The sequence below is a fragment of the Armatimonadota bacterium genome, from assembly GCA_017303935.1.
Classification (GTDB): Bacteria; Armatimonadota; Fimbriimonadia; order Fimbriimonadales; family Fimbriimonadaceae; genus JAFLBD01.
On sequence record JAFLBD010000001.1, the window covers coordinates 337,615 to 364,437 of the forward strand.

A 26,823-nucleotide genomic window follows, 5' to 3' on the forward strand; every position below is an offset into this window, starting at 1 on the left:
CCACGCAGGTATTGCGTGGCTGAATTTGTTTTAGAACAACGTCACGCCTAGAGATTGCCGGTCCTCGACGGTTGAAACTCCGATCACCGAGTCTTGTGGCAAGCCATTTTTATCAAGAACCGCGCCAGGGACGGTTTCAGAATAGGGAACGCCAGGCATGAGCACATTCTGCTGGATCAGCCGGCGTGTATAAACTTCGTCAGGGGCGGCCTTCCAATCCGGCGCGTGCTCCGGATTCAGAAAGTAAACCGGGTCAGATCCTTCCCAACCCGTGGCTTCGTAAGCTTCGAGCCAAGTCGCGACGAATAGTCCTCCTTTGAATTCCTCGACAATCCTGTAGAACGGCGACAGCAACCAGATCACACAAAAGAGGGCTTGGTCAGGATCGTCGTAGTGGGTGTGCCACCGCTGAGCAGAGATCATAACCTCATCGCCCTCGTCGTAAATCGACACTGCAAATGAGTTCGGAACGCTCGGCGTGACAATGACGGTGCCCTGTCGCCGAGTGACCGAAATTCGGTCTCCAGCGACTTTTTCAAGCGAGCTGGCAACGTGGTCCAAAATCGTGCTGGCGACACTGCTCATGACCTCAGTTTATCTGAACGGTAAACTAGGAGCGTTATGGCGGCGAGTTCATTTTCGTTCGATATCGTGAGTAAAGTAGATCAGCAAGAAGTGCGCAATGCGGTCGATCAGGCTCAAAAGGAGCTGATGAACCGCTGGGATCTGAAGAACACCAATACCGAAATTTTGTTTGAAAAGGATCAAATCACATTGGTTGGTGGCGACGAAGGCAAGTTGTCGCAAGTGCGCGATATCCTATTTAGCAAGCTCATCAAGCGCGGGATCGACTCGCGGCAGATCGAGTACGGCAAGGAAGAACCTGCCTCCGGTATGAGCGTGCGGCAAAAAGTCGAGTTCAAGAACGGGATCGAACAAGAGGTCGCGAAGAACATCACCAAGGCACTCCGGGACAGCGGAATCAAGGTGACTTCGCAGATTCAAGGCGACGAATTGCGTGTGAGCGGGAAGAGCAAAGACGATCTTCAAAAGGCGATTACCTTCGTGAAAGGGCTCGATTTGCCAGTGCCAGTGCTCTTCACTAACTACCGATAATCTGCGCGCATCCATACTTTTTTGTAGGAAAAAATTCGAATGTCCGGAACTATTGCTGGGCTTGGGTTGTTCTTATCCACTGTTAGGAGCCACTGAATATGAAATTTAAAGCTCAGCAAGATTCAAAGAGGAACGAGCGTTTTGACGCTCTAGCCGAGAGATCGCACCGAAAGGTGTACAACCTCGCCTATCGCCTTTCGATGAATAAGCAGGATGCCGAGGATCTCACCCAAGAGGCTTTTTACCGGGCGTATCGGAATTTCAACGATTTCGAGGGCGATCGGCCTTTCGAAAATTGGATTTTCCGCATCGTGACGCGGTTGTTCCTGGACTTGAACCGCGCTCGAAAGCGCCGTGTTCAGACGGTGAGCTACGATGCGCCAAAGCGTCCAGACGGTTCGGATGATCTCTTGCTCGTTGAAGCTGCGGATCAATCGCCGACCGCAGAGCAAATTTTGGTCAACGAGACCATGAGCGAAGAGCTTGAAATGGCATTGAACACATTGAAGCCTGAGCAGCGCATGCTGGTCATCTTGGCCGACGTTGAGCAGATGCCATACAACGAAATCGCACAGGTTGCTGGCGTTCCGGTCGGCACTGTTCGAAGTCGCTTGCACCGCGCACATCGAAAGCTGAAGGAGATGCTCGAACGAACTCGAGTCAACCCTGCTTTCGCCTAATACAGACTTTTCGACTGACCCTCTCCAAGCAGGATAATCCTTGGTGTCCATCTCCCGGCGCCAGGGATTCCTGCCACTAGTTGGAACTTCCCGCCCTGCCCGGTCGTGATAAATATTATGTCCACCGTGATGGATCGCGAGGTCGCGCCAGAAGAGAGAAAGATTCCGAACTACCGCCAGCAGATTCGGCGAGAACTACCGGATTACGTTTTCAAGCCTGACTACTCGAACCTATGGTGGCTTCCGGTTCATTTTCTGTTGATTGGTGCCTCACTTTTCGTTATCATCAACCACTTCAACCCGTGGACGGCGATCCTCTGTTCGGTAGTGATCGGCCATTCGATGGGATGCCTTGGTTTCATCGCACACGACATCTCGCATGGAGGAAGCATCAAGAATCTCTTCCTTCGAGACTTCCTCACCTTGGTAGGATTCAGCACGCTGGGGATCAGCCCGCTTCTATGGCGAAAGTGGCACAACGCGGACCATCACAACAACACTCAGATTCGAGGCGTAGACCCCGATCACCTGTTCACCTTGGAGGACCACAAGAACAATCCGGTCCTAAAGTGGCTGTACAAAATACATCCTTTGGCAAGAAACTTGGTCATTTTTAGTAGTTTTGCCTACCGGATGTCACAACAGCAGATTAGGATGCTGATCACCTATTTGCGAGACAAACACACTCGTGGTAGCGAGAAGATCTCGATGCTCTTGCAAGTCGCGGCTCAGTTGACGCCTTGGATTGTATTGACCTGGCTCGCGGGACCGCACGTGTTTGCTTTCGGATATTTCATTCCGCTGCTCATCACCAACGCGATGGTTATCTGCTATATCGCTACGAACCACTTTTTAAATCCTCTGGCGGACGAGAACGATGTGCTGGCCACCTCACTGACCGTGACATTGCCGAAGGGGCTCCGCTGGCTGGATGCATGGCACCAACATTTTGGAGCGCACGTCGCGCACCATCTTTTCCCCGGCGTCAGTGGACGATACACGCGTTTGATTGAAGACACCGCCGCACGGCTCTTTCCAGACCGGTACTACTCGATGCCGATCACCCAGGCTCTCAAACTGCTATGGGATACCCCTTGGGTGTATGAATCCAATGAAACGTTGATCGATCCTCACCGCGAAATTCGGGTCAAAACCCTGGGCGCGGGAATGGAAAAGCAGATCAAGAAGTAGCATCGGGCAAGCGATGACGCGCTTTGGGGGGATATCCTAGAGTGCAGTTTCTCAGCTTATGCGACTCGCTACCATCCCCAACGCCTCAAGCAAAAAGTGGAATCCGATGACTTGGATGCTCAATCAGGGCCTCCAAAAATTAGGCGTCGAAGTGCACGATTTGACTCTGGAATCGTTGGAGTCGGAGCGATTCGACCTGCTTCATATTCACTTTTTTGAGCACTACACCGAATATCGAAATCCGTTCCGAGTGCTCAAGCGGGTTCGTGGACTCCTCGCAGGGATCGACAAGCACCGTGCTGCGGGTGGCAAGTTGGTGTACACCGCACACGATGTGATCGGACACGATGTACCTTGGCGCAGCATCGAGCGGTGGTTCCTCGACCGGTACATGTCCAAAGTCGATGGAGTGATTTTCGTCAGTGAAGCGAGCATCAAAATGGTGCGAGACCGATTCCCACAACTGACTTCCAATCAAACCATCATTCCGCTCAGCGATTATGGGGATTGGTACCCCGACACGATTTCGCGAGAGGGCGCCCGCGCAAAATTTGGCATTTCCGACGATGAGTTAGTAATCACTCACGTGGGTTTGGTCAAGCGATATAAGAACGTTTCGCAACTCGTGAAGGCGTTTACCGAGACGCCAGGGAAGTATCGACTCCTCCTCGCCGGACGAGTGATTCCGGATGAATTGCGCGACGAAATCGACAATTTGTGTAAGGCCGATCCTCGGATCATCTGGAAGCCTGGGCATATCGATGACGCGGAAATGCAGAACTACTATCGGGCGGCGGACCTCGCGATTTTCCCCTATCGCGCGATTCTGAACAGCGGATCCGCGATGCTCGCGTTGACATTTGGACTGCCGATTGTCGTGCCACAGCTCGGCTCGATGCCCGAACTTCAGAAGCTGATCAGCCCGGATTGGGTGCACCTACAATCGGATGAAATCAATTCAAAGGTACTTCGGGAATCTTTGGACTGGCTCGAGAACACAAATCGATCAGAAAAGCCCCCAATGGAAGCATTGACGGTGGACGCGATTGCGCAAAGGCACTTCGAGTTTTATCAGAAAGTGCAATCTGGATAGATTTTTGAAGCCCAAAACCTAAAGTGGTTTGTTCAATTCGCCGATGATTGGAATGTCATGCAATCGGCAATTCAGGTTTCAGACCTCGTTGTAAATTACCGGCAAAAGAACGGGCAACAGGTCGAAGCGGTCAAAGGCCTCTCATTTTATGTTGGCGCAGGTGAGATCGTTGGCTTTTTGGGCCCAAACGGCGCAGGGAAGAGCTCCACGCTAAAGGCTCTCATGGGGTTTGTCAAACTCGCTGCAGGGAGCTGCCAAGTCTTCGGAATCGAATCTTGGACCGAAGAAGCGCGCAAACGAATCGGCTACCTACCCGAGGTGGCGATGTACTACCCATTTTTGAACCCCAAAGAGACCTTGACTCTGTACGGTGAGTTGCAAGGGCTGGGGGGATCTCGGCTGAAGAGCGAGGTCGATCATTTGCTTGAAGTTGTCGGGCTTAAGGATGCCACCCACAAACTAAACAAGAACCTTAGCAAAGGCATGCTTCAGCGGGTCGGCATTGCACAGTCGTTGCTTGGAAATCCTGAACTTTTGATCCTTGACGAGGTGACCAGCGGCCTTGATCCAGTCGGTCGAAAGGAACTTCGGACTCTCCTCAAGTCCAAGCAGCAAAACGGCACCACACTCTTTTTCAGTTCGCATGAACTCGCCGAAGTTGATCTGCTGTGCGATCGATTGCTCTTTATCCACAAGGGCAAGTTGATTCAAGAAAAGCGGATTTCGGACTTGCACGGTGAACTCTCCAAATATGAGATCGTGTTCACGTCGAAGACGACGATCAATCTTGACGGCGCAGCCATTCTGAATCACATCGACGGATCGCTGATTGCCAATTTCGAATCGAAGCCCGCGTTCTTGGCTGGAATCGAGACGATCAACCAAAAGGGCGGACAGATCCTTGACCTCACGTCGACGCCAGGATCGCTCGAAGACTATTTCATCCAACAAGTGGAGGCTGCTTAATCATATGAACAAATTCAAAATTATCTGGGTCATCGCCCGGGGAGTCATCGTCGAGAGCCTTCGGCGCAAGGACCTTTGGGTCGTCGCCATTTTGGGATTCTTGATTGTTTTGAGCGCAGGCGCACTTGGGTTCTTCGGCATGCAGGGACTCGAATCGTTCGCGAAGGACCTCGGTACAACGGTTCTCGGTGGCCTTAGCACAATTTTGGCGATCACTTCGACCGCGCGATTGATGCCCGATGAGATCAAGAACCGAACGCTTTATCCGCTCCTAGCACGACCGATCAGCCGGTTCGATCTTCTTGCCGGAAAGCTACTTGGCGCGGTGGCCATCTCTTGGATCAGCTTTGCGATTTTGGCGGCTCTGACAGGTGTTGCGCTCGCCATTTTTGGCGTGCAGTTTGAACCTGTGATGGCCCAATACGTGCTCTGCAAGATGATGGGGCTTGTCATTATTTGCTCAGTGACACTCGCGCTGAGTCTGCTAATCACAGCCAACGCCGCTGTCACCATGAGTTTCATCTTGCTATTTGGCGCCGGGATGATTACACAAGCGCTGAGCATGGCCTATGAAAGTGGACAAACGGGAATGGCTCCGGTTTTCCGATTCGTGAATGCGATTCTGCCACAGACAAATCTGTTTGACCTAGGCAGCCGGGCAGCCAATAGCAATTGGGGCACAGTGCCTGCTTGGGTGGTCGGTTCTCTCGCCGTTTACATGGCGCTCTATTCGGCAGCGATGCTCGGCCTCGGCTGGTCCAAGTTCAAGAATCAGGCGGTGTAACCCATGAACCTATCACATTTTGTTGTTGGGACGGCATTGCTTGGCGCGATTGGCGCCGGAACAAAGGTCGCAGATCTGAAAGAAACGATCACTCCCAAAGGCCAATACACCGGATTAGAAGCGCACGAAACACATGCTTCAGCATCATTATTGGGTCAGTTTCGCACGAGTGTGAGCGGATGGCTATGGGTTCGAACGGATTTGTATTTGCACAACGGCGTTGAGATGCGACCGTTGACTGAAGCTGAAATAAATCTGGGACGAACCGGTGTCGGAAACAACGAGGGTGACCACTCAATCATGGACGACAGTAAGATCGTTACTGTCATTCCAAGCCGGGACCGCGATTTTAGAGGGATCTTTGGAGACATTGAGCGTGCCACTAAGGCGTACAAGGACATGACCAACCACAGTCACAATAATCCAAAACAAGCGCTTCCATTGTTTCGATTGATGACGATTCTGGATCCGAATTTCGTGCCAGGCTGGTCTACCGGCGCGGCTGTTCTCGCCCTCGGGAAGGACAAGCCGTCGTATGTACGAGCCGTCGAATTTTTGAAAGAAGGGCTGGAACACAACCCGAAAAGTGTGAGCATTTGGAATCAGCTAGGATTCACCTACACGGCTCGGTTACACGATTATCCGAAAGCGACCCATGCCTTTGAAGAGGCTGTGAAGAGCGGAGAAACAGTCCAATTGGCGATTCTCTCTGAGGATGACCAAGAATCCTTGCAGTATGCCTATCGCTGGCTCGCAATGATGTATCGGGAAAGCGGTGACCTGAAGAACTATTACACGACCCTGAGAAAGGGGCTGAAGAAGTTTCCCGCCGATATCCCAATGGAGCGAATGTTGAACCGGCCACCGCTTGTTTTGGCGCATCCAAAGGCTGCACCAACTGAGCTTGAGGCGAAGCCAAATCCAATCGAAGAAGAACATGCCCACGATGATCACGAAGATCACCATGGGCACGAACACCATTCGGATTGACCGAGATTATTGGTCGATGAGGCCGTAGTTCTGAACGACGAGATCGAAGTCGCCAGAGCCAATTTCTCCGTCGCCATCGAGATCGCCAAAGATCAACGCGAGCGGATCATTCGCCGCAGTATCACCGTAGTCAGCAACGACTGTATCAAAGTCGTTGCTACCGACTTCGCCGTCTTGGTCGATGTCGCCAGCGAGCAATGAGGCACTGACGGTTCCAGGTGATGTCGCGTTGTAAGAAGCTCGCAACGAGCGTCGCTCTTCAACCTTCACCGTGACCGCTCCGACCAAGAAAGTCTTGATCGTAAATTGGCCATTGTTGACCTTAACGGTGTAGTTCTCCGTTCCAGTGTTGTTGGAAACGGTTACATTCAGCTTGAGCAAGTTCATGTTGCCCATGAATCCTGGATAGTTGAGTGTTCCGTTGATAGTGTTTGGCTTCACGCCCAAAATTCCGTATCCATCAGAAAGCCCTGCGTGAACGTTTGTCGATCCGCCCGTAGCTCCATTTTGGTAGACGCTGATGTGCCCGCCCGAATCATCGGTGCAGATATCGTATCGACCCTTTGCTTCGGCGATGCTATAGACGAACGATGGATTCGTGATTCCGAATCTTTCGATACCATCTCGAGCAATCCCAGCTTGCATCACCACGCCCGTAGTAATGGACCGAGAATCAAATCCGCCGATGTACATCCCTTCGCCCGAGGTCTCTGCACGTAGGAATGAGGGTTGGTTCGAGTTGTTGCCGATGACCGTGACGCCGCTATTGCCCCACGCCAGGCTGGCTGGCCGAGAATAAAGCGGTGGAATCACGCGTTGTGCCTTGATAGCGTTCACGGATTGAGTGCCGGAATCGGTTTCGTAGCCGACAACATAGTATTCGTCATTGAACCTATCGTACGACGCACTTGCCGAGAGTACGATTCGCGGGGCAACGCTAAAGCAAGGGAGGCCATGAGTCACAAATCGCACTGTTCCGTTCGACAAGACGTGTTGCAAATACGCGTTGCGTGGAGTCGAAGTGGTGTACCAAGCGCACACGAATCCTCCGACGTCATCAGGCTCGATGGTTGGGAAGTAGCCGGTTTGGATTGAATAGGCATTCGTACCTCCAAAGAACGTGGTTGAACCTACCGCTGTGCTCCATTGCGGTACGAGCGACAAGTTGTACTTTTGACTTGCGAGCCATTTGGCAGAGGTGGACAATGTTCCGCCGGGCCGCATCCACATGGCCAAAATTTGATTGTCCGCCGAGGTTTCTAGGTCGGAGAGAACAAGATTACGGCTAGTTTCCGTGATGGTTGCTTGAACAGGCAAAATCGCACCAGATTCAGAAACCCGCTTAATGATGGGTGTCGCACCTTCAGTCCACCCAACAGCTAGGCTATTGTCGGCAAGGACGCAGACCTTAGGATTGTTCTTCGAGGCGGTTCCGCTGGAAAGCACCAGTCCGGTACCAAAGTCCATCGTGCCATCAGGGCGAATTCGTTGGACTGTGATCTGGTTTGAGCCTGGTCGGTCGTCGTTGAAAATGACCACAGCTCGTCCTTGATTGTCGACGGCGAGATCGTAGTCAACCGTTGACGAGAAGTTGCGGTCGGCAACAAGGACCCCGTCGGGCGTGAGTTGAGGTACGCCTTGATCGTTCAAAGCTTGGACATAAACGTCGTAACCGCTGACCCGGTTGTCGAACCAGCTCACCCATTGGGAGTGGTTGTTCGACCGAACTTTTGGTTGAATTTGGTCTCCGACTGCGCCTGAAACAGCGAATGGAGTGAAATCGTCATCGGGGTACTGGGCAAAACTGGCACTCGAAAGAAGAGCACAACTCAGAAAAAGAACTCGTCGCATAAAATTGACCTACGGAATGGCGCTATCGCACCATTCCATTGTAAGCCAGAAATTCGCGATTAGTTGTCGGCTAATCCAAAATTTGCGACGATTAGATCGAAGTCAGCTGAGCCGACCTCGTCATCATCGTTAATATCGCCTTGACTTGGGGTTGCTGGGCTCAATCCGTAATTCGCAACAACGATATCGAAGTCCGTCGAACCGACCTCTCCGTCATCGTTGATGTCACCGTTCACCAAAGTAACGACTCCCGTACTGGTGAAGAGATCGGTGAGTGCAGATGCACTTGGCGAAGGGAACACTTTTCTCAAGAACGTGCCGAAATTGACCGCGAATCGGTAAGGCGGATCCACGTTCACAGGGGCAACCACTGTGAATGCTCCAGTGGTCGGATTTACGGAAGCGTTCGCGACTGCTCCAGCGATCGGCACCGAAGAGCTATTCAAGAACTGAACCGAAACCGTCGTTGGCCAAAGTCCGAGGAATCCGGGCGAACCCAGCGAGCCTGTGATTTCTGACCGAATCACGTTGCCGGTGACAGCGACGCCATATCCGATTGTTGAGCCTACATTGACCGTTGGTGCGCTCACTTTGACTTCGTAAGTTCCAGCTGGACCGGAAACCCAGTTAACCACTTCAACCGAATTGATTGAATCGGGCGTGCCACCCGTAACGCTCGATCCACCCGAGAGCACGTTGCCGAAGTAATCGAATGAACCAAGCTTGACCGTGAGATTCGCGTCATTCACCGGCGCGCTAGCGGCCGAAACTGCAGCGGGATAGTCGGTGAATGCCATTGCGATTCGAAGAGGTTGACCTGCGGTCACTACTTTGAACTTGAACGATTGGGTTTGTCCCTGGCTCGGGCCATTCATCCGGCGAACATCCTTAACAATCAGCTTCCGAGTTTCGCCATTGAAGCTCAGCGCGTTGTCTAGGATTAACCGACCGAAGCCTTCTCGGGTCGAGGGCCAACCGCTCACGGAGGTGATGTCTTGACCGCCAGTAACGGCGATGGCTCGGAGCAATGCTCCACTCGGAACAAAGCCAAAGTTTGCGTTTGGTAACCCGTCTGAGTGTCGGCCTTCTCGGAGGTACTGCCGGGCTAATCCAAGCGCGGCGGCTACTGCAGGAGTAGCCATGCTCGTCCCACTCAAGTTAATCACACCAGTAGTCGAACCAGCTTGCGAACTTGTGATCACGGCTCCAGGGGCAACAATTTCCGGTTTGGTGCGGCCATCCGCTGTCGGTCCTAGTCCAGAAAAAGTAGAGAAAGAATCTTGGTCTGGATAATCTCGAACTGCGCCAACCGCGAGTTGATTTTTGGCGTTCTCAGGAATTTTGAGCACGTTGAGCAAATTGGTGATCGCGAACAGCACCAAGTTATCTTCGTTGTCATAGACAAAAGAATCGATGCCTCGGCACATCCCGGTGTAAACGTTGGTTGAGTCATCACCCCAACTGTTGGTGTGAATGCGTGCGCCGACGCCTGCATGCGTCAAGAACGCGTTGTAAATATCTGCTTCAACGTAAGCAGGTTCGATTGAGCAGGCGAATTTGCCTTGGTAGGCGGTGCCGCGTCGATCGTCGAAGACTCCGGCGTCCCCAGCCAAAATTCCGGCCACGTGGGTTCCGTGCGTATTCAGTCCTAGCGTGCCGCCGTAATAAACAATCTTGCGGTGGCTCGGCCCGATTGGGTTAGTGTCCGAAAAGCTTGAATGGTTGACGTCCACTTTGCCATCGAGGATGCCAAATATCTCGCCCGTTCCAGTTAATCCTGCAGCGTACACAGGAGTGGAATTGAGGGTGTTGCTCTGCATCAACCACCGGACGGTATTGTTCCGGTCGACCAATTCGCTTGCCTCGTGAATGAACTGCACCGAATCGTACGATGCCAATGACGAGACTCGGGTTTGCGGAACGGTGGCGATAAAAACGTACTGTGTGCCATTCCAGTTTGAATGGAGTATGGATACTCCAGGCACAGCATCAAGTTCTGCACGCACAATCTCTGGGCTCGAATCGCGAGTCGCATAGATCGCGACTCTGACCAGTCCTTGATTTCGTTCGAAGATTCTCTGCTCAGACTTAAATGCGCGCGTTCCAATCGAGGGGTCTAACTTGAAAAATGGCGCAAAAACTGTCGCAGAGGTCACGCCTTCGACCTTCATTGCCTCAGACGCTTTGCCTCGAACTAGCCATGAGTTTTCGGGCAGGTATTCAAGCACTTCAAATCCTGCATCTTTCAATCGCAACTGAAGGGTCTGATTGAGGGTGCCGTCTGCTTGTACGATGGTCAGTCCGCCGTCGTGATCGCTGCCCTTCAACCCTACCGGAATCGATAATGAGCTGACTCCAGGTTCAAACGTTCCAGCGACCAGCCGAACCGGAGAGCTCCAGCCGCCTGCCGCTAGTCCGGAGGCCAAGATAAATGCAAAGAACCGAGTGCTCATGGATACGTTTTTAGACATTGGAGAATCGGCGAACGTTCGCCTGACACCAATCTACAAGCAATTGTTGTGCCAAGCCTAGTAGAAAATACAGCGCGGCCCCAAAATCTAGCGATTTCAGGGCCGAATGGTGACGAGTCTTAGGCTTCAGATTCCGGGCCGACCGGTTCGTCTGAACCTTCGACGCCGTCCAAATCTCCGTCATCAGCTTCCTTCACGACGCGGGCAAGCGAGATCACATGATCATTCGCCGCGAGTGAAATGAGCTTGACGCCTTGCGCAACTCGACCGGTGAGGCGAATATCCTTCACCTTCATTCGAATCGCCTTGCCAGAGACCGTCATCAGCAACAGCTTGTCGTCTTCGTCCACGACTTCCGCACCAACGATGTGTCCCGTTTTATCGGTGACATTCATGGTGAGGATGCCGCTACCGCCGCGGCCCTGTACGCGATATTCTTCGCACAAGGTTCGCTTTCCGTAGCCGTTCGAACCGACCACGAGCAAGCTAGCCGCATCGCGCACGATTCCGCAGGCAACGACGCAGTCATCCGGATTACCTTCTTTGAATCGAACCGCCTTTACACCGCCGGCGGCTCGGCCACGGCCTCTTGCTTCGGTTTCGTGGAAGCGGATGGACTGACCTTCTCGGGTCACGAGCAAGACGTCGTCTTGGCCGCTGGTCTTGAGCACCCATCGCAAGTCGTCGCCTTCTTCGATATCAAACGCGATCAAACCGTTCGAGCGAATATTGCCAAACGCAGACATTTCTGTTCGCTTGATTTCGCCCATCTTGGTGATCATCGTAAGGAAGCCAGGATCCTTGATGTCCTTCACGCTCACGGTCGCCGTCACTGATTCTTCGCTTTCGATGGCGATGTAATTGATGACCGGCATGCCCTTGGCATATCGTCCAGTTTCTGGAATATCGTAAGCCCGCAGTCGGTACACCCGTCCTCGGTTCGTGAAGAAGAGGATGTAGTGATGTGTGTTCACCTGGAAGAGGTGCGCCGGTTCATCATCGGCCTTGAGCGTATTGCTGACACCCTTTCCGCCGCGCTTTTGCTGGCGATAAGCGTCAATGCTCACTCGCTTGATGTAGCCGTCTCGGCTGATGCTGATGATCGCTTCTTCTTCTGGGATGAGGTCTTCGTCGCTGAAGTCGCCGGCCTCTCGGGCGATGATCTTTGTTCGCCGTTCATCGCCAAACTTGTCTCGCAGCAAGATCAATTCTTGTTCGATTTCCCGTTGCAGTCGCATTGGGTCGCTCAAGATGTCCATGAGGTTTTGAACGCGAAGGATGCACTCCTTGAATTCTTGCTCCAGCTTGGATTGTTCCAACTGGGTGAGTCGGCGCAGTGGCATCGCCAGAACAGCGTTTGCCTGCAATGGCGACATGCTGAATTCGCGCACCAACGCAACACGCGCCACGTTCGGATCGGCTGAGCTGCGGATCGTTTTGATGATGTCGTCCAGGAACCGGCGAGCGATCTGATACCCTTCGTTGAGATGGACTTCTTCGAGGGCTCTGTACAGTTCGTACTTGGTCTTTCGCTCGATGACATCTTTGCGGTGCTTGAGATGCTCGTCGAGAAGCAATAGGATTGGCGCGGTGCGCGGTGCTCCATCAACAAGCGAGAGCATGATGGTGCCGAACGTGGTGCGCAATTGCGTGTGCTTCAGCAAGTAGTTGAGCGCCTTGTTCGGATTGACATCGCGCCGAATTTCGACTTCAACTCGCATTCCGCGCTTGTCGCTAAAGTCGTCCACGCGGAGGATGCCGTCGAACTTTCGATCCTTGGCAATCACCGCAATCGACTTGATCAAATTCTCTTTGTTGACCTGGTATGGAAGCTCTGTGATGACGATGAGCGACTTGCCCATTTCGCCAGGCTCGATCATGGTCTTTGCCTGCATGACGATGCTGCCGCGACCTGTGTTGTAGGCATTCTTGATGCCTTGCGCGCCCATGATGATTCCGTAGGTCGGGAAGTCCGGACCCGGCATCAATTCCATCACTTCTTCGACCGTGCATTCTGGATTTTCGAGCCGCATCAAGAGTGCATTGCAGACCTCGGTCAAGTTGTGTGGTGGCAGGTTGGTCGCCATACCCACAGCAATGCCTTGGTTACCGTTACAGATCAGGTTCGGGAATTTGCCAGGGAGCACCATCGGCTCCTTGGTGTTGTTCGCATAGTTATCCGCCCAATCAATCGTTTCCTTTTCTAGGTCTTCGAGGACCTGCATCGCGATTGGGGTCAATCGGCATTCGGTATATCGCATCGCAGCCGGCGAGTCGCCGTCGACGGATCCAAAGTTGCCTTGACCATCGATCAACGGGTATCGCAAGCTCCACGACTGTGCCATTCGAACGAGAGTGGGGTAGATCACTTGCTCGCCGTGGGGGTGGTACTTCGCCATGGTTTCGCCGCAGACGGCAGCGCACTTGGAATACCCCTCTTCTGGCGTCAAGTTCATCTGCCGCATGGCATACAGAATTCGGCGCTGGACAGGCTTGAGGCCATCGCGGACGTCGGGCAGAGCGCGGGCAATGATGACCGACATCGCGTAGTTCACATAACTACGGCTAAGCTCGTCTTCGACGTTTATGCTTTCAAGGGAAAAATCTTCAGACATGAGGAGAAACCGGTGGGTCTTTCAGAACAAACGAGCCGAATTCCGGCCCGCAATTTCAACCTAAATTGTACCTAATGAAGGGACGATTCAACCGAGATTATTGGAGCACGGCTTTGCGGATGATGTCGCGATTTACAGTGCTTTGGGCGCCAACCAGTTTGGCTTCGCGGTCAACAACGACAAAAGTGGGGACTCCGCCAATGGACCACTCTTTGGCAAGGCGGTCTCCGTAACAAGCCATCGGGATGGAAAGCGAATAGTCTTTGGCGGCGTTTGAAGCAGCGTTTGCGCTTGATTCAAACATTTGGGTCTCTGAGGCGCCGGGGGTGGTGTTCTCGAAAACGTTCACCGCGATCACGTTGGTCTTGCCTTTGGATTCCTTAGTAGCTTGATCAAAATCACGTAGATGCTCAGTACTGGATTGATCCCACGAGGCCCAAAAGTACAAGATTATTCTATCGTACTTGCTGAAATCTATTTGAATCGATTCCCGGCTCGCGGCGGTGAGGGAGTTCAATTTAAGCGGGATTCCTGGGTTGCCGAACACGTTGATGCTCGATTCTGCTGGCTGTTGAACCGATGGTTCCACTTTTGTCCCCTTTGAAATCTCGGATGAAGTCGAATTACAGCCGATTGCCAATCCGGAGAGCAAAATCATGGCGAGCCTAGTAACCTTCATCAATCTTGAGGATACCAGCGGGCTCGAAAACCGAAAAGTGGTGCGCATGGGCCGTCATCGCCGCCCTGTGGACTTTGATGTTCGCGGCATCGTGGGGCGGAACGAAGGATGCCTTGGCCGATTCGGACACTCGGGCTATCCTGCTTGGAATCGAATCTAGGAGCAATTGGCTTTCTTGGTTTTGGACCGACTGGCCGTTGCAAAACCATTTCTACCGCCCAGTTCCAACACTTATTTTTGCGGCTGATTTGGCACTCTTCGGACGTCAGAATGCTGCCGGATTCAGTTTCACGAATACGCTCCTCGCGGCGATATCAGTGACCCTCCTGTATTTGTGGAGCGGTGAGCTCTTTCAGAATCGCAAGCTCGGCCTGATCGCACCAACGGCCTTCTGTGCGTGGACACTGGATTCATCGGGATGGCTCCAATTATTCGTGCTGGTGGGTGGCATCGGATTCTTGGTCGTGAAGCGAAAGGAGATTCGAGCAATCCATCTAGCTCTCCTGTTTCTCCTTTATATTGAAGTGGTCGCGATTTCGCCGCTTTTCTATGGCACTGTACTTTGGCTTCCGGGTCGCACTGCTACGGCGATGACCTTTTTTTGCCTAGCTGCCTGTTGGTGCCAGTCAATTCTCTTTCGGAAGGAGTCCAAGCTCGCCACGTTCGGGCTGTTGGGCTCCGTGTGTTTGGCATTGATGTCCTATGAGCAGGCGGTGATGCTGCCACTCGTGCTCACCGGTTTGGCGTACGGGTTTGCCGCGAAGGGCGCGAAGTCTGTCTGGAGGCCAACACTCGGTTCCTGGGTGATATTGGTTGGATATCTTGCGGCTAGGACCGCAATAATGCCGGTATCAACGAGTCGGTATCAGGATCAGCAGCTTCGGTTTGGAACCGGAGTTGTGATCTCGCTTTTGGATTATCTCAGCAAAATTCTAAAGTCTTGGACCCAATTTCTGGCGGCGTTCGAGATTGGATGGGACAGCATTTTGCTCCCCGAGCTCTGGATCACAGCCATTTTGTGGATTCTGCTTGGACTTTCACTCGCAATGCTCCGGAAGGCGCAAAGTAGAAAGCGTCTCTTGGTGATTTGGATGGCCTCATTTGTGGCCTTCGCGCCGATGACCTTTTTGAAGCCATTTGCGCACTATCACTTCTGGCCGATGTGCATTCGAGCGATGTTGGTCGCGGTGCTCATTGGTGAGCTTACGAACTGGCAGAAGAATAACTGCTCATCGCCCGATTCCATGCCAGCCGAGACGCCATAAAGAGCACAATCGCCCAGGCCGCGCCGATCCCAACCATGGTCCAATTTGCGCCGAGAGCGATCTGCCGCGCTGGCATCGAGGCCAAAAATGCCACTGGAAGCGCGAAGATCAGCACTCTCTGAATGCCCGCCGTATACATTTCGGTGGGGTACCTCGCGATCGACATCACCGTCTCGCCTAACACCCAAAGATTGTCCACACGAACCCAGTAGATCGCGAGCGTCATCAGCAAGAAATTGAACGCGTAGAAGATCGTAATGCTGCTGATGAGCAAGATCAGAAATGCCGCCCACTGACCGATCGATGGAACCACACCTTCCGTTCGCAGTCCCACCCCGATGAGGATCATGCTCGCGATAATTGGTCCGAATTGATCAAAGTTAAATCGCCGGAGCGAGACCCAAAATTGGCTGTCGACCGGCTTTGTCACCACAAAGTCGAGCGTGCCTTTCCGAACCTGCTCAGGGATTTCGATGAGCGACATGAAAAATGCGATGAAGATCGAATGCATGCCGAAGGCCACGGCGGCGAGTACGAATGCGTGGCCGCGTTTCCAGCCTGCGATATCATTGGCGTTGCTGAAAATCACCACAACGATCAGCAGAAAGAATCCGAGCCAGACACAACCTTGCAACATTTTCGCCCAGAAATTCGCCTTGAATTCCAGCTCACGGATGAGTGAGCTAATCCAAAATCGCTTGTAAATTCGGAGCAAACGGCGCATGTCGAACCCGGATTCTACCGGCATAGTAGACTGTCTGGAATAGCATGTGGGTTGTTCTTGTAGTGATCGCGTTCTTGCTCGGGCTTTCTGGTGTCCTCGGGCGAATGCTTGGTCGCTTTGAACTTGATCCTGCCGAGAAGTTCGCTCTCGGAGGGTTGCTACTCACGATTATTGGTGGATTAGCAGGTTGGGCTGGCACAGCCGCGCCAATTGTTTGCATCGCTTCTTTGGCACTAGGAATCACCGTCGCTATCAAGATTGGCGGTCTGCCAGGGAAAGCTGATCTTCCAAAATTCCATCCGGCTTCGTTGGCGATTGTGGCGTGTCTGCTCATCCCAATGGTCAAAGCCGCGAGTCCGAGCGATATGTTGGACTGGGACACGCTGGCGTATCACTTCGCGGTCCCCAAATACTGGCTGGAGACAGGGACTTACCAGCCGCTCCCATTCATTCATCAAAGCCATTTTCCGGTTCTGATTGATAACCTGTTCTTGTATGGGTTGATGGTCTCGGAGCCCGCGGCAAAAGCGATCACAGCGGCACTTTTTCTGCTTGCGACGGTATGGGTATTTGGAGTGGCGCGGCGGCGGATTTCGACTGAGGTCGGCTGGTGGAGCGCGATCGTGTTTGCGAGTTCTCCACTTGTCCTATGGTCGAGCGGTTCGGGTTATATCGACGTTGCTAATGGGTGGTTCGCGGCGATTGGACTACTGTATTCGGCTGAGGTTGGATTTGGCCGTCAGCGGCCCAACAACCTTCTTATCCTCAGCGGCCTTGGTTTCGGCGCGGCGATGGCTAGCAAATATACGGGCATCCAGCTTTTTGCTATCGGTGGAATCGTACTTGTGGCCGGACTCCTGATCACAAAAGCGAAGCCTGATTCCTGGAAGTTTTTGGCGATTTCGGCTGCATTGGGGATTGCGATTGCGGCTCCTTGGTACGTACGCAATGCTCAACTTCGGCACAACCCAGTGTTTCCGTTCTTCTATGAAAAGCTTGGAGGTACCGGATGGGACGACTGGCGCGCGGCAACGTACAAGAACGAGCAGCAAACCTTTGGCGTCGGCCGCACCGAATCAGGTCGCGATCCGTTTGCGCTCGGCCATTCGATTTTCGGATTGGCGTACCAGCCTGGAAGGTTCATCAATCCGGGGCAAGAGCAAGGCCTCGGAGTACCGATGGGCTCGGTTGGAATTGGTGCATTTATCGGGTTGCTCGGGCTACTAATTCTCGCCCGCCATAGCCCTGTTTATGCTGCGCTCGGGGCGCAAGCATTACTCTTCTTTGTCGCCTGGTTCTTTCTGAGTCAACAAGTTCGCTACCTATCCGCGCTGATGCCGATTCTTGCGGTGTTAGCTGGGGGGACGCTGTCCTGCGTGCGCCCTCAATCAGCGATTCGAGCGCTTCTCGGATTCCAGGCTGCACTCGGCTGGGGCATGGTCTATATTTATCAAACTCAAGAGCAACTTCCCGTTGCTCTGGGCGCCGTAGATCGACAGGCGCATCAAGAAAAGGTGGTCGGATTTGCGTCCCGGGCAAAAGAGATCAACTCGCTAGATGACGTTAAGAAAGTCGCGCTTTATGATGAAGTTTTTGGCTATTTCCTGAACAAAGATTACATCTGGGCGAATCCGGGTCACTCCATGTTGATTGCCCATGAAGGTTCGACGTCTGCTGGGGAGTATCTCGATTCCCTCAAGAATAACGGAGTGACGCATGTTTACTTATCACTCCAATATCAACCACCAGATCGTTCGGAGTTGGTCGGTCGGGCACTAGGAATTGGTGGTGCGGCAACACCCATTGACCCTGAGATTCGAGCCAAAATGGACCGAGATTTGAACCTAAAGTGGTTGAGATTGGTGACCGATTCGATCGCCGAAGGGAAGTTGGTCCCCGAAAAGGCATGGGGCAGGCAAAGAGGCCCAAACGACCAGCCGATGCCACGATTTTTGTTGCTGAAAATTTCGGATTAATTGCACGATGGATTATTCAAATGAGTCGATGAGATTCCGCGAAACCGCGTTCGAAAAGAAGCGCGGAGTAAGCAAAGTTGAACTTGGAGTTGGCTTTGCCCAGGTTCACGTCGCCGATTTGCCCGAGCCGATCCACACCGGGCGGCTGGTCGCATTACAGTGTGTAAAGGAGTGCGAGATCGGGATTTTCTTCCTGAAAATGACCTCCACGGGACTCTCTTTCTTGGTGAAAGAGGAGGTGGTCGAACGGCTGTCTGAGCGATTCGCCAAGGAATTTACCAACTTCACCGTAGACAAAGGTCGGAGTGTGGTGTTCGTTCACGCGGTCAATCTGCGCGATGAAGAAGGGCTGCTCGCAAACATCTTGAGTGAAGCGATTTCAACTGGCGCGAGGCTCGAACACATCGGCGATTTGCACGATTCGGTCTGCATTTCGGCCAGTCACGAGGATGCTCAAAAGATCGCGAAGGCGATTGAAGGCAAGGAGTTCGTGACCTTATGAGCAATATCGTCGTGATGAAGTTCGGCGGCACCAGCGTCTCGACTCCAGAAGCGAGGCTCGCCAGCGCGAGCCGTGTGGTTTCGGCGAGAGAGCAGGGATTTAGCCCGGTCGTCGTGGTGAGCGCGATCGGTCGGCGTGGCGCCCCGTACGCAACGGACACTTTGCTGGGTGAACTCAACGCGGTTGATCCGAGCACTCCGCCAGATCCTCGCGAGCAAGACCTAATGGTGGCGTGCGGGGAGATTTTCAGCGCCGTAATTTTCAGCCAAACCCTTCGGAGTCTTGGCCAGAAAGCTCAGAGCTTTCGAGGAGGTCAAGCCGGGATTCGAACCGATGGCGTCTTTGGAAATGCTCGAATCGCGAGCATCAATCCGGTCGCCCTCCACAAAGCGATTGAGGCTGGATTTGTGCCAGTGATTTGCGGATTTCAAGGCGTTTTTGTCGGGGATGACAAGCTTCCGGGCAGCGAACTTACGACTCTTGGCCGTGGTGGAAGCGATACTACTGCAGCCGCGATTGGCGCCGCGCTCGGAGCCAGCGCGGTCGAAATTTATACCGACGTCGACGGAGTAAAAACTGCCGACCCCGACTTCGTGGCCGGCGCGCCGACATTGAGCGCGATGAGCTACGAAGAAGTCGCCGAAATCGCGCACTTAGGAGCGAAAGTGTTGCATCCTCGGGCCGCCGAGATTGCGATGCGATACAACACCCCGCTTTGGGTAAAGAACACCTTTTCGGACCACATCGGCACCAAAATTGTGAGCCTCGAAGAACTCGGAAACCGGCATGTGACCGGGGTCACTCACTCTGGAAAGTTGGTTTACCTACAATTCCTTTTCGGCGGAATCGCGGAAGAACATCGCTCGGCGCTCAAGAGTGAAGTCTTTGGGATTTTGGCGAAGTATGGGATCAATCTCTATCTGCTCAATATCAGTCCGGAGAACCTTGGATTTGCGGTTCAGCGTGACCAGTATCCGGTCGTCAAAGATCTGATCGACGGATTGGTTTTGCCGCAAGACGGCGCAAAACCCGGGATTTACATGTTCCAGATTGGCGGGGTGCCAAGCAAAGAAGCGGAGACGCAAGCGCATCTTCTCAAGGGGCTGGGCGAGGTGCATCGGGTGGAAATCGAGCTCACAGAAGGCTGCACAATGGTCTCACTTGTGGGCGCGCAATTCCGGCCTGTTCCTGGCGTATTTTTCTCGGTGCTGACCACGCTCAACGAAGCAAAAATCCAGGTGTTGCAAACGGGTGATAGCGATCTCAGCATGAGCGTACTGATTCCCGAAGCAGAAACTCGCCGAGCGGTCAAGCTTCTCCACGACAGGTTCCAACTGGAAACGCTTCAGTGACCATTCTCGGAATTCTGAATTTGACCCCGGATAGCTTCAGTGATGGAGCCAGCTATCCGACGCCCAAATCGGCGCTTGATGCTGCGAAATTGATGCTCGATCAAGGTGCTGACATGATTGATGTCGGCGGGGAATCCACCCGGCCAGGAGCTGCTCCGGTAGAAGCCGATGAAGAATTGCGCCGAGTGATGCCGGTGATCGAGCTGCTACACCAACACGCTATTCCATTCTCCATTGACACGATGAAAGTGGCCGTTGCCGAAGCCGCGCTCGATGCGGGGGCGGCTGTAGTCAACGACGTCTCGGGATTGCGCGATCCTGCAATGTTCGATCTCGTGGTGCAGCGTGGTTGTGGCGCGTGCGTGATGCACATGCAGGGTTCTCCGGCGAACATGCAAATCGATCCGACTTACACTAACGTGGTCGATGAAGTGAAGAACTGGTTGGTCACTCAGTCCAACCGGCTTGTCGCCGCTGGTTTGCCAGCAGAGAAAATCTGGATCGATCCGGGATTCGGGTTCGGCAAAACCGCTGAACACAACTTTCTCTTGCTAAAATCTTTGAAGGCGTTGACGACCACTCCCTATGCGGTGATGGTTGGATTTAGCCGAAAGTCGATGCTCAATATCGATGGCGAGACGCTTGCAAAAGATCGAGTTGCCGCAGGAATTGCCGCCCAAACGATCGCTCAAATTGCGGGTGCTAAGGTGATTCGCACCCACGATGTTCTGGCAACAAAAAGGGCTTGCGCTTTTGTCGAGAATTACCTATAGCTCGAGCATTTTTGCGCCGTACCGAGTCCATTCTCTTGCGCCCAAGTGAGCGTCGGAAATCCGCACTGGTCGGCCGGCCTTTAGGGCTGTTCGAGCTAACTTTTCCATGTTGCCGCCGGGGTTGATCGCTATGAAATCGAGCCGTTTGCTAAGCGCCGCGATCAACTGGTCGCGCTTCGCATTCGCGCCTTTGATGTACCCTTTCGAAGGTGGTACTGTGCTGATCGCTAGGTCCGTTCGAAGATCGAACTCATAACGCCACAGCCGGGCGGTGCGGAACGGTTCTTGTCTGAGATCTTCGCCAAGTGCTCCATAGAATCCCTGGTCGAAACACAAGATTCTCGGCGCACCCCATCGGAGCGGAACAACCGCCGCCCGCTGATACTCTGGTGTGTCGTGGCCAGTAACCAAGATTTCGCCATTGAGAACAGCCTCGCTTACCAATGACTCGATCATTTCTAGTGCATTTGGCGAAGAGCTCCGCGAGCTTAGAACGGTGAAGGTCGCGGCTCCGAGGAGTCGATGGTTTCCCGCCAAAAACAGCACGCCCGGCGGATCGCTGCTGAATTCCTCCAGCATGGTCGGGTAGCCCGCATCTGCCGCGGTTAGCATCAAAATCCCTCGTGCATCAAGCTCCTTCTCAAGCTCACTGGCGGCTGATAGTTGCTCTGTCTTGAGAGACATCCAGCGAATCGCTTGCCCCGCCGTAAACCGAAATTCCTCTTTGAGTGCGAGCTCGCCGCAACCTAGAAATTCCCGGATGCTCGTTCCCAGCAAGTCCATTCTTGCCAAGGTTCTGCTCACAGTTTTGCCGCCGATACCTGGCGTGAGTGCCAAGGCGAGCGCCAAGGTTCGGCGACCGGGTTCAGGCATGGCTCAACTCGCCAATCGCACCAAACAGAATTTTCACGGCTTTCTCGCCCGAACTTTCCATGACCTCGACCACCTCTTCGTGGGTCAGTTCATAGCCAGCAAGACCCGATCCCAGATTCGTGACGATCGCCAAGCAGGCATAGCCAATGCCGAGTTCTCGGAAAGCAATTGCCTCGCTGCTTGCGGTCATTCCGACGATATCTCCTCCAAGCTTGCGATACATCTGAATCTCTTCGGGAGTTTCATACCGAGGCCCGTCTCCGCAGACATACACCGCTTTTGAGTGGCAATCGACTCCAAGTCGATTACAGGATTCCGAGATTGAAGTCCTGAGTGCAGGCGAAAATGGCTCCGTGAAGTCGATGTGCCTTACTTCACGATCCCACATGGTCAGCCGCCGGAACGATAGATCGAGAAAATCGGAACAAGCGGCGAACGTGCCCGGACCCCAGTCTTCACGAAGCGAACCTACTGCCGCAGTTGCAAACACGTTTTCAATACCGAGAGCCTTGCAACCCAGTGCCGCAGCTTTGTAGTTCACACGATGGGGTGGAGTTTTGTGCCCTGCTGAATGCCGTTGGAACAGGTAGACCGATCGACCTTCGATGGTGACGTGCTTCGCACGAAGCGGTCCTTCTGCGGTGGGAACCATGATTGGCTTTCCGGGCAAAAGTGCCAAGCGATTGCCGATTCCAGTTCCGCCAATAATGGCAATAGATGAGCGCATTGTAGCGTCCATAATACACCTGCGAACCCTCAATCGTCTGTGACTTAGAGTCCGCAGCCAGCAATCAGAAGTCCATGCTCACCTTACTCGCCCAATCATCGCCGAACCTGATGGGACTCTTTGGTTGCCTCTTGATCATTCCGATGTCGGTCTGGTGCATTGTTTTGACCCGCTGGATGATCTCGGGCGACATCGATGTGATCTCCGGCACTGTGGGGTGTATGGTGGCGGTTTTGGCGGTGTTTGTTTCGTTCAACACGAAAGTGCCCTGGATACCGCCGCTCGTTTTTTGCGGAATGGTGATCTTCGGGGCTCTGTTCCCATCGATCAAAAGGAAGTTCACGCAGCTCGAACTTCGATCCATTGAGGCAGATCGGTTACTCACCTATTTGAACTCAATTTCGCAAAAGCCAGACCTTCTTCAAGCTCGGATAGAGGCGGCGAGAATCTTATGGAACTTGGGCTACCCTCTGCAATGTGTTGAACTCGCGCGTCCGGTTGAATCAGTGACGAGCGACGCCTTTGTTGCCGAGCAACGCGAGTTTGAAATCTGGAAGGCAAAACTCGCGTTATATCCATCCAGACCTCTGACATGCCTCAATTGCGGCGCAATCACCGATCCCGGAAACGTTCATTGCCCAAAGTGCTTCGAGATTTATCTTGTGCGATATGTTCGTGGAAGCGGCGATGCAAAGCAGGCGGGGAAGATGGTGGCCAGTTGGGCGGTCATCGTGGGAATTTTTGTGCTCATTCCATCGATCGCCGCCAGCGCGCGATTTGAAGTTTCTATCGTAGCAATCCCGATTCTGCTGCTGCTCGGCGGATACACTGGGTACCAGAAATTTATTGCAAAGGAATGAGGATTGTTCAAGCAGCTTGACCGCTATCTCTATCGAGAAATGCTCGCCCCACTGATCATCGGTGTGGTGTTTGTGGTCCTGCTTTTCCAGGCAAATTTGCTCATTTATCTGTACAAAGAGATGAACATGGCGGGGGTTCCGGGCAAGGCCATTGCTCAGTTCATCCTGTACAAAACCCCGGGATTTATGGTGCTGACGCTGCCCGCTGGAATGGCGCTAGCGTCGTCCTTGGCAATCTCTCGGCTCGCGCGAGAATCTGAGTTGATCGCCATGCGAGCTGGCGGCGCATCGATTCTCAGGATTTTGCGGCCCGTCTTAGTGCTCTCGATCGTCGCATCCGTCGCGAACTGGTTGATCAACGAACGAGTCGCCCCTCCGGCCGAGCTAGAAGCACGCAAGATTCAATCTGAAATCGGGGTCTTGTCGGTCATGCCAACGTTCAAGCAGAACGTGACACTAAGCCTTGCGAACAAATACACCGCGGTCTTTGGGACCGTCGAAAGGCTGCCCAACGACACAATTTCACTCACGGATATCTTGCTGATTGAGCGCCGTGCGCTGGGTGAGAACCTGGTCATCCTCGCGACAAAAGGTAGGTATGAGGCTGGAAATTGGACATTTAGTTCGCCTCTCGCCCATGTGATTCGCGGGGCCACGGTGATGAGCACGGAAACCAAATCCGATATGGTCATCAGAGAGCCAATCAAGATTCAGCAGATGTTCTTCTCGCAGCAGAGTAATGAACAATCGACCGACGAACTTCGCGAGCTTATCAAAGTCTATCGATCTCAGCGGCGAGACGCCTCGAAGTTAGAATTCGACTACGCGTCCAAGTTCAGCGTGCCGATGGCGTGCTTTGCGTTTGCACTGATCGGAGCTTCACTTTCCGTCTGGCTCGGTCGTCGAGGTCCGTTCATCGGCGTACTCGTCAGCGTCGGCGCGGTTTGGATTTTCTTCAATCTGTTTGTGATTTCTAAGGAGATCATCGCACCAAGAGGCTGGGTGAATCCGGCTCTTGCCGCTTGGATTCCGAATCTACTACTGATTGGCGCCGGGCTATTCATCGTTCGGAGATCTGAATAAGTGGCGCGATTCTGGGCTCTAATACTGGGCGTAGGCTTCATTTGCGCTGCAAATGCTCAGATGCCTCGGCTGGATAGTGCGGTGAGAGTTGCGCTCGAAACACCCAAACCTGAGCCTCCACTAACGATCACGCCAGCCGGAACAAACAAGCTCAGCGTTAAACGGGCTGAGAATTTTGATCTTGACGGAGATAACGTCCAGCTTTCCGGCAATGTTGAGTTCACTTATGGCGAGTACACCGGGACCTGCGACGACGTCGTTGGGAACCTAAACACCGAGGAATTTACGCTGAGAGGCCATGTCAAGCTGGTCGGGCCGGACATCAGCTACGAGGGCGAGAAGATTGAAGCGAACTTCAAATCTGAGCAATTTAAATTCAAATCGGCCAAGTCAGCCCTAAAACCTGCGCTGATACAAGGCAAGCTGAACGACGATCTGTACGTCACTGGGCAAGCGGGGGACGGTACTCAAAAGGACTTCACTCTAACCGACGGTACCGCGACGACATGCGAATATGACGACCCGCACTACCAAATCGCGGCTAGGAGCATTCGGGTTTTGCCAGGTGATCGGATCGTGCTTCGCGATGCTCGTCTCGAACTATTGGGCAAGACAATTCTGGGCTTGCCATACATGAGCTTTCCTCTGGGTTACACCGCGCCGCGCTATATCCCAGAAGTAGGTCAAACACGAGATGAAGGGTATTTCATCAAGACACGATTTGGTGTTGACGTGCCTGGAGATAACCTTCTGGATGGACGCCTCGACTATATGTCAAAGCTCGGATTCGGAATTGGATCGGAGTATTTCTATCGCGCAAAAGGCCAAGATGGCGCGCTAAAGCTATACAAATTGTTCGGGCCAAACCCGAGTACAACAGCAAATCTAAACCACGTTCAGCAGATTGGAAGGCTCTCGATCAACTCCAATCTAGATTTTTCGGAGCGGAACTACCTCACGAGTCCAAAAAATACAACTTTTAACGGCAGAACTTCTCTTTCTTGGAGTCAGATTGGATCCCAAACAAGATTGACCCTGGGATATCAAGACACGAAGTCTCCGAACTTCAGGAACACAAATCAGACCGCTACCCTCAGCGACACGCGCACTTTCAAAGGCGGATTGCAGTCGAGCATTGATCTCAATTTCACCGACTACAAATCAGCCTCCACCAGCTTCAATCAGACTCGAAAGATATTGGACGTTCGGACCCGGCTAACGAAGAAATTCAAGACGATGGACGCGGAGTTGGCTTACTTGCGAACGGTCCCGATCAGTGAAATCGTGAACTTCTTCAGTGCAACAGACCAGACGCCGATGTTCACCCTCCGATCGGACACCGCTCGAATGTTCGGCTGGAAATCTTTGCCGATTCAGACCCAGTTCTCGATTGGCGAACTCGTGGATTCGATCCGAAGGCAGCCGCTCACGCGGACCGTGTTTGAAGCGATTGTCCCACAACAGAATTTGAAACTTGGCTCGTCCACTTTGAACCTTGCTGGGCGATTCAAGCAAGGTATCTACAGCGATAATACAGCGCAATTTGTCTTTGGCGCGGATGCCAATTACAATCTCCCGATAAGTAAAGGTACAGGGTTAAATATTAGATATAACTACCTGCGTCCACAAGGATATTCCCCGCTGAGTATCGACCGAACAGGCCGAACCGATGCCTTTGGTGGGGACGTCACCATGCAGATCGGAAACCAGTTGAAGGCAGCCGTGACCGCGGGATACGACCTCTTGGCGCAAGACCGGAATTTCGAATCGAGTTGGCAAAGCGTCGGCACTCGTCTGGAGTGGAATCCGAGCAAGAATTTGTTGTTGCGGTCTAGCGCAAACTACGATACTTTCAGCCAGGTCTGGAGCAATGTTCGATTGGACCTCCAGCTCATGCAAGGTGAGACTCGGCTGTCAGTCGGCGCGAGATTCGACGGTCAACGCCACACCTGGGGGACGGTCAATTTCTACGGTGAAGGAATGCGATGGGGGCGGCTCACCACTCAGGCGCTCTTCTCATATAACGGTTACACCGAGAAGTTTGAGAGCCGGCAAGTGGCATTCCTCTACGACCTGCACTGCATGGAGGCGATTGTGGAAGTTCGGGATCAACGAACCGGATTCCGAAACGGAACTTCGTTTGCGTTTTATCTCCGAATCAAGGCTCTGCCGTTCAAGACGCCGTTCGGATTCGGCACTCAAGGTCAAGGGTTCGGCACCGGAACAGGCACTGGATTCTAATTGATAACGGA

Annotated in this window: 23 protein-coding genes; 15 read left to right on the top strand and 8 right to left on the bottom strand. The window is 53.1% G+C overall.

Features of this window, described 5'->3' with window-relative positions; genetic code table 11:
- Window positions 1-30 precede the first annotated feature (30 nt).
- Window positions 31-585, bottom strand: a complete 555-nt coding sequence (locus tag J0L72_01615) for a hypothetical protein (GenBank protein ID MBN8689469.1) — start codon at window positions 583-585, stop codon at window positions 31-33.
- Between the two features lie 36 nt (window positions 586-621).
- On the opposite strand from J0L72_01615, the gene J0L72_01620 reads away from it, so the two are divergent.
- The 7 genes from J0L72_01620 to J0L72_01650 all read left to right on the top strand — a co-directional run bounded on the left by J0L72_01620 (window position 622) and on the right by J0L72_01650 (window position 6,820).
- Window positions 622-1,116: a YajQ family cyclic di-GMP-binding protein gene (locus tag J0L72_01620; GenBank protein ID MBN8689470.1), complete on the top strand. Its 495-nt coding sequence runs from the start codon at window positions 622-624 to the stop codon at window positions 1,114-1,116.
- Between the two features lie 98 nt (window positions 1,117-1,214).
- Window positions 1,215-1,796, top strand: a complete 582-nt coding sequence (locus tag J0L72_01625) for a sigma-70 family RNA polymerase sigma factor (GenBank protein ID MBN8689471.1) — start codon at window positions 1,215-1,217, stop codon at window positions 1,794-1,796.
- A 117-nt stretch (window positions 1,797-1,913) separates the two neighbouring features.
- Window positions 1,914-2,987: a fatty acid desaturase gene (locus J0L72_01630; protein ID MBN8689472.1), complete on the top strand. Its 1,074-nt coding sequence runs from the start codon at window positions 1,914-1,916 to the stop codon at window positions 2,985-2,987.
- A gap of 58 nt (window positions 2,988-3,045) precedes the next feature.
- The gene (locus J0L72_01635; protein ID MBN8689473.1) at window positions 3,046-4,080 is read left to right on the top strand and encodes a glycosyltransferase family 4 protein; all 1,035 of its coding nucleotides are present in this window, start codon (window positions 3,046-3,048) and stop codon (window positions 4,078-4,080) included.
- A gap of 57 nt (window positions 4,081-4,137) precedes the next feature.
- Window positions 4,138-5,046: an ABC transporter ATP-binding protein gene (locus J0L72_01640; GenBank protein ID MBN8689474.1), complete on the top strand. Its 909-nt coding sequence runs from the start codon at window positions 4,138-4,140 to the stop codon at window positions 5,044-5,046.
- Between the two features lie 4 nt (window positions 5,047-5,050).
- On the top strand, window positions 5,051-5,830 hold the full coding sequence (locus J0L72_01645; GenBank protein ID MBN8689475.1) for an ABC transporter permease subunit: 780 nt from the start codon (window positions 5,051-5,053) through the stop codon (window positions 5,828-5,830).
- A 3-nt stretch (window positions 5,831-5,833) separates the two neighbouring features.
- Window positions 5,834-6,820: a hypothetical protein gene (locus J0L72_01650; GenBank protein ID MBN8689476.1), complete on the top strand. Its 987-nt coding sequence runs from the start codon at window positions 5,834-5,836 to the stop codon at window positions 6,818-6,820.
- Between the two features lie 6 nt (window positions 6,821-6,826).
- On the opposite strand, the gene J0L72_01655 is transcribed toward J0L72_01650, so the two are convergent.
- From J0L72_01655 to J0L72_01670, 4 genes are all read right to left on the bottom strand, one after another.
- Window positions 6,827-8,671 (bottom strand): hypothetical protein, encoded by a 1,845-nt coding sequence (locus tag J0L72_01655; GenBank protein ID MBN8689477.1) that lies wholly within the window; start codon window positions 8,669-8,671, stop codon window positions 6,827-6,829.
- Between the two features lie 59 nt (window positions 8,672-8,730).
- Window positions 8,731-11,124, bottom strand: coding sequence for a S8 family serine peptidase (locus J0L72_01660; GenBank protein ID MBN8689478.1), 2,394 nt, complete (start codon window positions 11,122-11,124; stop codon window positions 8,731-8,733).
- 137 nt (window positions 11,125-11,261) lie between these two features.
- Window positions 11,262-13,757, bottom strand: coding sequence for a DNA gyrase subunit A (gene gyrA / locus J0L72_01665; protein MBN8689479.1), 2,496 nt, complete (start codon window positions 13,755-13,757; stop codon window positions 11,262-11,264).
- Window positions 13,758-13,854: 97 nt separating this feature from the next.
- The gene (locus tag J0L72_01670) at window positions 13,855-14,436 is read right to left on the bottom strand and encodes a hypothetical protein (GenBank protein ID MBN8689480.1); all 582 of its coding nucleotides are present in this window, start codon (window positions 14,434-14,436) and stop codon (window positions 13,855-13,857) included.
- A gap of 5 nt (window positions 14,437-14,441) precedes the next feature.
- Here J0L72_01670 and J0L72_01675 point away from each other — a divergent pair, with 5 nt between their 5' ends.
- Window positions 14,442-15,701 carry a hypothetical protein gene (locus J0L72_01675; GenBank protein MBN8689481.1) on the top strand — a complete coding sequence of 420 codons (1,260 nt, stop codon included), beginning with the start codon at window positions 14,442-14,444 and terminating at the stop codon, window positions 15,699-15,701.
- Here the strand turns inward: J0L72_01675 and J0L72_01680 are convergent.
- Window positions 15,640-16,449 carry an ABC-2 family transporter protein gene (locus tag J0L72_01680; GenBank protein ID MBN8689482.1) on the bottom strand — a complete coding sequence of 270 codons (810 nt, stop codon included), beginning with the start codon at window positions 16,447-16,449 and terminating at the stop codon, window positions 15,640-15,642. The genes J0L72_01675 and J0L72_01680 overlap by 62 nt on opposite strands.
- A 20-nt stretch (window positions 16,450-16,469) precedes the next feature.
- Between J0L72_01680 and J0L72_01685 the strand changes: the two genes are divergently transcribed.
- From J0L72_01685 to folP, 4 genes are read left to right on the top strand one after another with little or no spacing between them, the layout of a single operon-like run.
- Complete coding sequence (locus J0L72_01685) at window positions 16,470-18,401, top strand: glycosyltransferase family 39 protein (protein ID MBN8689483.1); 1,932 nt, start codon at window positions 16,470-16,472, stop codon at window positions 18,399-18,401.
- Window positions 18,402-18,429: 28 nt separating this feature from the next.
- Entirely contained in the window at window positions 18,430-18,903 is a 474-nt protein-coding gene (locus J0L72_01690; protein MBN8689484.1) for a hypothetical protein, read from the top strand.
- Window positions 18,900-20,255, top strand: coding sequence for an aspartate kinase (locus tag J0L72_01695; protein MBN8689485.1), 1,356 nt, complete (start codon window positions 18,900-18,902; stop codon window positions 20,253-20,255). Before J0L72_01690 ends, J0L72_01695 begins: the two co-directional genes overlap by 4 nt.
- Entirely contained in the window at window positions 20,252-21,028 is a 777-nt protein-coding gene (gene folP, locus J0L72_01700; protein MBN8689486.1) for a dihydropteroate synthase, read from the top strand. Before J0L72_01695 ends, folP begins: the two co-directional genes overlap by 4 nt.
- Here folP and J0L72_01705 read toward each other — a convergent pair.
- Complete coding sequence (locus tag J0L72_01705; GenBank protein MBN8689487.1) at window positions 21,023-21,901, bottom strand: DNA-processing protein DprA; 879 nt, start codon at window positions 21,899-21,901, stop codon at window positions 21,023-21,025. The two genes, folP and J0L72_01705, sit on opposite strands and share 6 nt — an antisense overlap.
- Window positions 21,894-22,628 (bottom strand): MTAP family purine nucleoside phosphorylase, encoded by a 735-nt coding sequence (locus J0L72_01710; GenBank protein MBN8689488.1) that lies wholly within the window; start codon window positions 22,626-22,628, stop codon window positions 21,894-21,896. The genes J0L72_01705 and J0L72_01710 overlap by 8 nt, the downstream gene beginning before the upstream one ends.
- 74 nt (window positions 22,629-22,702) lie before the next feature.
- Here J0L72_01710 and J0L72_01715 point away from each other — a divergent pair, with 74 nt between their 5' ends.
- The 3 genes from J0L72_01715 to J0L72_01725 are packed head-to-tail and all read left to right on the top strand — an operon-like array spanning window position 22,703 to window position 26,812.
- Complete coding sequence (locus J0L72_01715) at window positions 22,703-23,488, top strand: hypothetical protein (protein MBN8689489.1); 786 nt, start codon at window positions 22,703-22,705, stop codon at window positions 23,486-23,488.
- Window positions 23,489-23,491: 3 nt separating this feature from the next.
- Complete coding sequence (locus J0L72_01720) at window positions 23,492-24,571, top strand: LptF/LptG family permease (GenBank protein ID MBN8689490.1); 1,080 nt, start codon at window positions 23,492-23,494, stop codon at window positions 24,569-24,571.
- Window positions 24,572-24,631: 60 nt separating this feature from the next.
- Complete coding sequence (locus tag J0L72_01725; GenBank protein MBN8689491.1) at window positions 24,632-26,812, top strand: LPS-assembly protein LptD; 2,181 nt, start codon at window positions 24,632-24,634, stop codon at window positions 26,810-26,812.
- The last annotated feature ends 11 nt before the right edge of the window (window positions 26,813-26,823 follow it).